This window comes from Streptomyces sp. NPDC006339, from assembly GCF_040612775.1.
GTDB lineage: Bacteria > Actinomycetota > Actinomycetes > Streptomycetales > Streptomycetaceae > Streptomyces.
On the sequence record NZ_JBEXQW010000098.1, the window covers coordinates 1 to 8,097 of the forward strand.

Annotated in this window: 9 protein-coding genes; 5 read left to right on the forward strand and 4 right to left on the reverse strand. The window is 73.7% G+C overall.

Annotation, left to right across the window (positions count from 1 at the left end; genetic code table 11):
* Positions 1-288 precede the first annotated feature (288 nt).
* Positions 289-1,374: a phosphate ABC transporter substrate-binding protein PstS gene (pstS, locus tag ABZ135_RS38260; protein WP_356702948.1), complete on the forward strand. Its 1,086-nt coding sequence runs from the start codon at positions 289-291 to the stop codon at positions 1,372-1,374.
* A gap of 49 nt (positions 1,375-1,423) precedes the next feature.
* Here the strand turns inward: pstS and ABZ135_RS38265 are convergent, their stop codons facing one another.
* On the reverse strand, positions 1,424-2,077 hold the full coding sequence (locus tag ABZ135_RS38265; protein WP_356702950.1) for an ATP-dependent endonuclease: 654 nt from the start codon (positions 2,075-2,077) through the stop codon (positions 1,424-1,426).
* Between the two features lie 85 nt (positions 2,078-2,162).
* Positions 2,163-3,065, reverse strand: coding sequence for an FAD-dependent oxidoreductase (locus ABZ135_RS38270; protein ID WP_356702953.1), 903 nt, complete (start codon positions 3,063-3,065; stop codon positions 2,163-2,165).
* Between the two features lie 219 nt (positions 3,066-3,284).
* Here ABZ135_RS38270 and ABZ135_RS38275 point away from each other — a divergent pair, with 219 nt between their 5' ends.
* From ABZ135_RS38275 to ABZ135_RS38290, 4 genes are all read left to right on the forward strand, one after another.
* On the forward strand, positions 3,285-4,721 hold the full coding sequence (locus tag ABZ135_RS38275) for a tetratricopeptide repeat protein (protein ID WP_356702955.1): 1,437 nt from the start codon (positions 3,285-3,287) through the stop codon (positions 4,719-4,721).
* 135 nt (positions 4,722-4,856) lie between these two features.
* A complete protein-coding gene (locus ABZ135_RS38280) occupies positions 4,857-5,369 on the forward strand; it encodes a GNAT family protein (RefSeq protein ID WP_356702957.1) in 513 nt (170 codons plus the stop codon).
* A gap of 39 nt (positions 5,370-5,408) precedes the next feature.
* The gene (locus ABZ135_RS38285) at positions 5,409-6,206 is read left to right on the forward strand and encodes a thymidylate synthase (protein ID WP_356702959.1); all 798 of its coding nucleotides are present in this window, start codon (positions 5,409-5,411) and stop codon (positions 6,204-6,206) included.
* On the forward strand, positions 6,203-6,712 hold the full coding sequence (locus tag ABZ135_RS38290) for a dihydrofolate reductase (RefSeq protein ID WP_356702962.1): 510 nt from the start codon (positions 6,203-6,205) through the stop codon (positions 6,710-6,712). The genes ABZ135_RS38285 and ABZ135_RS38290 overlap by 4 nt, the downstream gene beginning before the upstream one ends.
* Before the next feature lie 125 nt (positions 6,713-6,837).
* Here ABZ135_RS38290 and ABZ135_RS38295 read toward each other — a convergent pair whose 3' ends face one another.
* Complete coding sequence (locus ABZ135_RS38295; protein ID WP_356702964.1) at positions 6,838-7,665, reverse strand: tyrosinase family protein; 828 nt, start codon at positions 7,663-7,665, stop codon at positions 6,838-6,840.
* A 26-nt stretch (positions 7,666-7,691) separates the two neighbouring features.
* Positions 7,692-8,093 carry a tyrosinase cofactor gene (locus ABZ135_RS38300; RefSeq protein ID WP_356702967.1) on the reverse strand — a complete coding sequence of 134 codons (402 nt, stop codon included), beginning with the start codon at positions 8,091-8,093 and terminating at the stop codon, positions 7,692-7,694.
* Between the last annotated feature and the right edge of the window lie 4 nt (positions 8,094-8,097).

Below are 8,097 nucleotides of genomic sequence, written 5' to 3' on the forward strand. Positions count from 1 at the left end.
AACGCCCTCAAGCCGGCCTTCGACAGCTTCATCCGCGGCCTCGACGCTGTAGGCAAGGCTCGTCCGCGCGGACGGCCGGCGCACCCGGACCCCGCGTCACCGCGATGTCACCTCGGTGACAGCCGGTGTTCGCCTGTGATCCACTCCGCTCTCCCGCGGCCGGGTGATCATCGGGGGGGGGCCGGTCGGCGGCACGGGCCGTGCCGGTGCGTTCGCACGTGTCCGAGGGAGATCAAGGTGCAGCTTCGACGTTCGGCTCGAAACAGGCGGTGGAGTGCCGCGGCCGTCGTGACGGCGGGCGTGCTGACCCTGGGCGCGTGCGGCGGCGGTGGCGACGACGGTGGCTCCCAGGACGGCGCCGCGTCGCTCGCGAGCGGACCGCTGCCCGAGATCGACTGTGCGACGAAGGGCAAGGTACGCGGGTCCGGCTCCTCGGCCCAGCAGATCGCGATGAAGCGGTGGATGCAGCAGTACCAGCGGGCCTGCCAAGGCGTCCAGCTCGTGTACGACCCGCTCGGCTCGGGCGCGGGGGTCGCCCAGTTCCATCGCGGCGCCACGGCGTTCGGGGGCACGGACCAGGCGCTGACGGAGGAGGAGCGGCGGGTCCCGGCCGACGTCTGCCCCGGGGGCAAGGCGATCGACCTGCCGATGGTCGGCGGAACCATCGCCCTCGGCTACAACCTCCCCGGCGTGACCGGCCTGGTCCTCGACGCCCCGACGCTCGCCCGCGTCTTCGACGCGCGGATCACGAAGTGGAACCACCCCGCGATCCAGGCACTCAACCCGGACGCCACGCTGCCGGACCTGGCCATCGTCCCCGTCCACCGCGCCGACGACTCGGGGACGACCCAGAACCTCAACGCCTACCTCAAGGGCGCGGCCGGGGACCGCTGGCCGTACCCCGCCAGTAAGAAGTGGCAGGCCCAGGGCGGGCATTCGGCCAACGGATCGGACGCGGTGGCGACCGCGGTCACCCAGACCGAAGGGGCCATCGGCTACTTCGAGCTGTCCTTCGCCGTGAAGCGGAAGATCGACACGGTCCGCATCGCGACCGGTGCCGCCGAGCCGGTCGCCCCCGGCACGCAGAGCGCCTCGGCGGGCATCGCCGCCGCGAAGGTCGTGGGCGAGGGCAAGGACCTGCGGCTCCGGTTCGACTACAAGACCTCCGCCGAGGGGGCGTACCCCATCGTCCTCGTGACGTACGAGATCGTCTGCGACACCGGGAACGCCCCGGACAGCCTGCCCGCGCTCAAGTCCTTCCTCACCTACACGGCCAGTCGCGAGGGCCAGGAGGAGCTCCACGCCCTTCACTACGCGCCGCTGCCCGAGTCCGTCGCGACGCAGGTGCGCGAGGTCGTCGCCTCGCTGTCCTGACGGACCGTCGGGGCGCCGCCTTGCCGGCGCGCGAGGCGCGTCGCTGCGGTCACACGTGGGTGAGGAGGCGTTCCAGCGGTCGGGGCACGCGGCCGAGGTCCAGGTGGGCGACGAGCGCCCGCGCGTAGAGCGCCTTGCGGCCGCTGTGGGTGCCCATGAACCGCCGCAGTTGGTGGTCCACCGGCCGGTCCCGCTGGGCCGGCTGGCTGCGGAAGGTCTGGAAGGGGCGCGTCTCGCCCTGGGCCTCGATCACCTCCTGTACGCCCTCGGGGCCGAGCGCGCGGATCAGTTCGTCCTCCAGGTCGGCGACGCAGATGTGGAACCCCAGCGTCTCCAGTCCGGCCGACGTGAGTCCCGAGCCGAGCCCGACCCGTTCCAGATGGCGCCGGAAGTGCCGCTCCTCGCCGATGTCGCAGAGGCCCGCCAGGGGGAGGCCCAGTCCCGGGGGACCGCACACGTCCAGGAAACGCCCGATGTTGGTGGCACCGCCGAGCGGCACGACCACGACGCCCTCCGCCGCCAGGTCACGGCCGTGGCGCGTCGCCAGCACCTCCAGGGCGGCCTGGTCACTGCCTCCCTCGACGAGCACGATCCTGCGCACCCGGCCGGCCGGCTCCCGCGCCCGCGCGGCCGCCTCGGCCGCCTCCGCTCCGCCGGCCGCCCAGGTGGCCAACGCCTGCCGGAAACGCTCCCAGTCGTCCACGAGACCTCGCTTTCCGGCGCCATCCTGGCACGGACCGGATCTTGCTCGCACGCGTGTTTGTCCTGGGGGGCCTCGCACGCGAGCGTCAGCCTCCGACGGGCCGTTCCCTGGTCGCGTAGTACGCCTGGAGCGCGGCCTCGCCGCCCGAGCCCATGGCCGTCATGATCCGCTGGAAGCGGGCGGAGCGAAGGTCCCCGGCGACGAGGACGCGCGGGTGCTGATCGGCCGGCGGGCAGTAGCCGTCCGCCGCGCGGACGAGGTCGCCGGCCGGGGCGGTGGGCGCGCTGCCGAGGCTGAGATACGCGGCGTCCGCCGTCAGGACGTGCCGCTCCCCGCCCGCACCCACCGCCTCCGCCCTCACCCCGGCGCCGCCGGCGGGACGGAGGGCCAGCCGCTCGACGGGCAGCAGGGTGACGCGGGGGTCCTCGCGGATCTCCTCGGTCTTGTACGCGTCGGCCTCCGGGTACGCCACGAGGAGACGGGTGGCGGTGGTGGCGTGGGCCCGCAGGAAGGTGCCGATGGGGCGGTCGCCGCCGAGGACGAGGAGGGTACGGCCTTCGGCGTCGTGCGCGTCGGCCCGCCAGAGCGGGGGCAGGACGAGGCCGGCCGGGGCGGTGATCCAGTCGGCGTCACCGGGTTGGAGCGGACCGACACCGGTGGCGACGACGACGTACGGCGCGGCCAGACGGGCGCCGGTGTCGAGCGTGACGGCGACGTGGTCGTCGGCGGCCCGCACGGCGACGACGCGTCGGCCGAGCGCGACGCGGCAGAGGTCGGTGTGTTCGAGCTCCGCGGTGACGGCGTCGGCGAGCCCGGGGCCGGTGGCGTGCCCGCCGAGGACGTTGTTCAGCGCCCCGATGCGGTAGAGGTTCCGGCACAGCGCGTCGGGTTCGATCAGGATCGAGCGCATACCGACACCGGCGGCCATGCGGGCGGCGGCACAGCCGGCCGGACCACCGCCGACGACGATCAGATCGGTCTCGTTCACCTTGCTCCCTCCGGCTCCGTTCCGTCGCCCGCCCCCGTCGAGGCACGCGCGTCGCATGAGCCTAGAGGGACGTGGCGGATCATGGCACTTCGCCGGAAGGCGCCTGTCGGGGTGGCGCCGGCGCGGTCCCGGGTGCGTTCATGGTGGGGTGGCCGCGGCGGGCGCTCCGCTCACCGCGGCCTGTGCCCCCACCCCGTAGGCGCGCCGAGGTGATCCCCGATGGTGACGGACCGGTACGGCAACCCCCTGCACGCGTGCACCCCGGAGACGGCCGGGCACCTGGGCCGTGCCGTCGAGGCGCTCCTGCACTTCCGCCCCGAGGTGGAGCGGGCCGTCGACGACGCGCTCCGCAGCGGCCCGGCCGTACCCCTCGCCCAGTGCTTCGCCGCCTATCTCGGGATGCTGGGCACCGAGCCGGCGGAGGCCGTCACCGCCCGGCGCCGGTTCGACCGGTACGCGGCGGGCGTGGACGTCACGTCCCTGCCCGCGCGGGAGCGCATGCACCTGGCGGCGGCCGCGGCCTGGCTGGCCGGCGACCTCCGGCGGGCCGGCGGGCTCCTGGAGGAGCTGTCCCTGGCGTACCCGAGGGACGCGCTCGCCCTGGCCGTCGGCCACCAGTTGGACTTCTTCACGGGGGACGCGGTGCGCCTGCGGGACCGGATCGGCGGAGCCCTCTCCGCCTGGGACCGCGCCGAGCCCCACCGCGGTCTGGTCCTCGGCATGTACGCGTTCGGCCTCGAGGAGTCGGGGCACTACCGACTGGCCGAGGAGGCGGGACTCGCCGCGGTCGAGCAGAACCCGCGCGACGTCTGGGCCATCCACGCCGTCGTCCACACCTACGAGATGCAGGGGCGCGTCGCCGAGGGCATCGGCTACCTCGACGCCCGCCGCGACCACTGGACGCGGGACAACTACCTCGACGTCCACAACTGGTGGCACTACGCCCTGTACGCCCTGGAGGCGGGGGACACCGACACCGCCCTGCGCGTCTACGACGCCTCCCTCCACCACGACGACTCGTCCGGACTCGCCATGGAACTGCTGGACGCCGCCGCCCTGTTGTGGCGGATCCGGCTCGCGGGAGGAGAGCCGACCGCCCGCTGGCAGGCGCTCGCCGACGCGTGGGCGGCCCGGGCCGATCCGCCCTTCTACGCGTTCAACGACGTCCACGCCGTCATGTCCTACGTCGGAGCCGGACGGTTCGAGGAGGCGGCGCGGCTCGTCTCCGACCGGCGGCGGTGGCTGGAGCGGCCGGCGGCCGACACCCTCACCCACACCGTCACCAACCGCCGGATGACCGCGGAGATCGGCCTGCCCGCGTGCGAGGCGCTGCTCGCCCACGGACGGGGGGAGCACGCGGCCGTCGTGGACCTGCTGTGGCCGCTGCGCCGACGGTTCCACGAGTTCGGCGGCAGCTACGCCCAGCGCGACGCCCTCCAGCGAACCCTGCTCGACTCCGCGATCGCCTCCGGGCGGCACGAACAGGCCCGTGCGCTCGTCAGCGAGCGGATCGGACTGCGCCCCGACAGCTCCTACACCTGGTCCGCGCGCGCCCGGCTCGCCGACGGCCTGGGCGACGCCGCCCTGGCCGCCACCGCCCGCGACCGCGCGCGCGAGGCGGCGACGGCGGCGGCCGAGGCCCTCCGCGCGCGATGACCCCGGGCCCCGGATCCGGCGCACGTCCGCACCCGCGCACCCGCCCACCACCGCGCACCCGCCCACCACCGCGCACCCGCCCACCACCGCGCACCCGCCCACCATCGCGCCGCACCCTTGCGTAGAGTCCCCGGCATGACCGAGCTGCACGGCGCCGCCGTCGTTCTCCGCACCACCGTTCCCGAGGACGTGCCCGCCCTGGCCACCGTCCGGGAGACCCCCGAGGTGCGGGCGCGCTGGCGCGGCGGGGACGACATGGCGGCGGAGGTCGCCTCTGACCTGGAGGACCCCGACACCCACTGCCTGACGATCCGCCACCAGGACCGGATCGTCGGCATGATCCAGTGGTACTCCGAGGAGGAACCGGACTACCGGCACGCCGGCATCGACCTCTTCCTCGACCCGTCGGTCCACGGCATCGGCCTGGGCACCGACGCCGTCCGCACCCTGGCCCGGCACCTCGTCGACGACCACGGCTACCACCGGCTCGTCATCGACCCGGCGGCCGACAACGCGGCCGCGATCCGCTGCTACGCGAAGGTCGGATTCCGGCCCGTGGGCGTGATGCGCCAGTACGAGCGCGGCGCGGACGGCACCTGGCACGACGGCCTGCTCATGGACCTGCTCGCGGCCGAGCTCGAGCGCTGATGGCCCGAGCGCTCTCCGGCCGGTACTAGACTCGGGTCCGTGGTGGATACACAGTACGAAGACCTGTTGAGGCTGGTGCTCACATCCGGGACGGCCAAGGCCGACCGGACGGGAACGGGCACCCGAAGTGTCTTCGGACACCAGCTCCGCTATGACCTCTCGCGGGGATTCCCGCTGGTCACCACCAAGAAGGTGCACCTCAAGTCGATCGTGTACGAGCTGCTGTGGTTCCTGCGCGGCGACGCGAACGTCGGCTGGCTGCGGGAGCACGGCGTCACCATCTGGGACGAGTGGGCCGACGCCGACGGCGACCTCGGCCCGGTCTACGGCGTGCAGTGGCGCTCCTGGCCCGCGCCCGACGGCCGGCACATCGACCAGATCAGCCAGGTCCTCGACACGCTGCGCCGCGACCCCGACTCCCGCCGGATGATCGTCTCCGCGTGGAACGTCGCCGAGCTCGACCGGATGGCGCTCGCCCCGTGCCACGCCTTCTTCCAGTTCCACGTCGCCGACGGCAGGCTCTCCTGCCAGCTCTACCAGCGCAGCGCGGACCTGTTCCTCGGCGTCCCCTTCAACATCGCCAGCTACGCGCTGCTCACCCACATGGTGGCGCAGCAGACGGGACTGCTGCCCGGCGACTTCATCTGGACCGGCGGCGACTGCCACATCTACGACAACCACGTCGAGCAGGTCACCGAACAGCTCTCCCGCACCCCCTACGACTTCCCGGAGCTGCGCCTGCGCAAGGCGGACTCGCTGTTCGACTACGCCTACTCCGACGTGGAGATCGTGGACTACAAGCACCACCCGGCGATCAAGGCCCCGGTGGCGGTGTGAACGTCGGGCTCATCTGGGCGCAGAACCCCGACGGGGTGATCGGCGCCGACAACGGGATCCCCTGGCGGCTGCCCGAGGACATGGCGCACTTCAAGGCGACCACCCACGGCCACCCGGTGATCATGGGACGGAAGACGTGGGACTCGCTTCCCGCCCGCTTCCGTCCGCTGACCGGCCGGCGCAACATCGTGGTGACGCGCAACGCGCACTGGACCGCCGAGGGCGCGCAGCGCGCCGGGTCGCTCGACGCGGCCCTGGCGCTCGCGGCCGAGTCGCCGGAACCGGCCGGCGCGCCCGCCGCCTGGGTGATCGGCGGTGGTGAGATCTACCGCGCCGCCCTGCCGTACGCCACGACCCTCTCGGTGACGGAGGTCGACGCCCCGGTGGCCGGCGACACCTACGCCCCGCCGCTCGACGCGGCCTGGCGGATCACCGAGGACACCGGCTGGCTCTCCTCCACGACCGAGCTGCGCTACCGCATCCGCAGGTACGCCCGTACGTCGTAACGCGGGGTGACCGGCGGCGGCGGACCGCGCCGGCGGCCGGGGCGCCGAGGAACCTCGCCCACCGCGCGGGCCGGGACACGCTCCCGGTCCGCGCGACGGACGTACGGCCGGCTTCCGGCCCGGCCTCAGGCGGCCGTGTCGAAGGTGTAGTGCCGGGTGTGGTCCAGCATGTCCGCCGGCGTCACGTCGTTCCACGGGCGCATGGTGTCGCCGAGGTCGACGACGTTCGGGGTGCCCGCCGCCGGCAGGTAGGTCGAGCGGGGGTGCCGGGCCTGCCAGTCGGCCCACAGCTTGTCGACGAAGGCGTGGTGCAGCCAGAAGACGGGGTCGTTGGGGGAGACGCCGGTGGCCATCTGCCCGCCCACCCAGACATGGACGCGGTTGTGCAGGTTCACCCCGCGCCAGCCCTCCAGGTGGTTGCGGAAACCGTCCGACGAGCTGTTCCAGGGCGCCGTGTCGTACGTCTCCATGGCGAGGACGGAGTCGACTTCGGCGCGGGTGGGGAGCTGGCGTCCGCCCGCGCCCAGGTCGCGCCGGAGGTAGTCGCGCCCGTCGACCCGGACGGTGACGGTCCAGCGGCCGGCCGCGCGGGCGAAGGGACCGTCGGTGACCTGGCCGTCGCGGGCGCGGCCGGTGCCGCCGAGGAAGTCGGGCGCCCAGAGCGAGGAGCCGGCGGTGCGGTCGGCCGTCCAGTCCCAGTAGGGGAGGGCGACGGTCGCGTCGACGGACTGCAGCGCCTGCTCGAACTCTATGAGGAAGCGCCGGTGCCAGGGCAGGAAGGACGGTGAGCGGTGGCCGACGCGGTCGCCCGTGTCGGTGTCGCCCATGATGAAGGCGTTGTGGGTGGTGACGAAGGTGTCGTAGCGGCCGGTGCGCTTGAGTTCGAGGAGAGCGGCGACGAAGCGTCGCTTCTCGTCGGTGGTGAGGGCGGCCTGGTTCTTGCGTACGGTCATGGTGGTGCGGCTCCCGGATCGATCGGTCAGGCGAGGGTGAGCGGAACGAGCGGCGCGCCCTGGAGTTCGCGGACGGCCGCGCGGGCGGCCGCCTTGGGCGTGGCGACGGGCTCGTAGTGCGTGATCACGCTGATCCAGGTGCCGTCGGCGTTCTGCATCACGTGCAGTTCCTCGCCGTCGATCGTGACGGTGTAGCCGCCGGAGTGATGGCCTCCGTGCTGTCCCCCGTGGTGTCCGCCGCCGTGCGTGGGTCCGCCCTTGATGCGGCGGCCCCGGTAGACCTCGTCGAAGGACCCCGGGGCGGCGGCGGAGCCGGCGGGCGGAGCGGCGGCGGCGCGCGGCGGAGCGGCGCCGGCCGGGGCCTTGCACAGGAGCACCCAGGTGGCTGGCGGCTTGCTGTCCATCCGCAGCGACGCCATGTCGTCGATGAAC

Bases quoted from the DNA above. Each gene is read 5' to 3' on its own strand.
- ABZ135_RS38275 (WP_356702955.1), top strand. From the start codon at position 3,285: ATGGTGACGGACCGGTACGGCAACCCCCTGCACGCGTGCACCCCGGAG.
- ABZ135_RS38280 (WP_356702957.1), top strand. From the start codon at position 4,857: ATGACCGAGCTGCACGGCGCCGCCGTCGTTCTCCGCACCACCGTTCCC.
- ABZ135_RS38295 (WP_356702964.1), bottom strand. From the start codon at position 7,665: ATGACCGTACGCAAGAACCAGGCCGCCCTCACCACCGACGAGAAGCGA.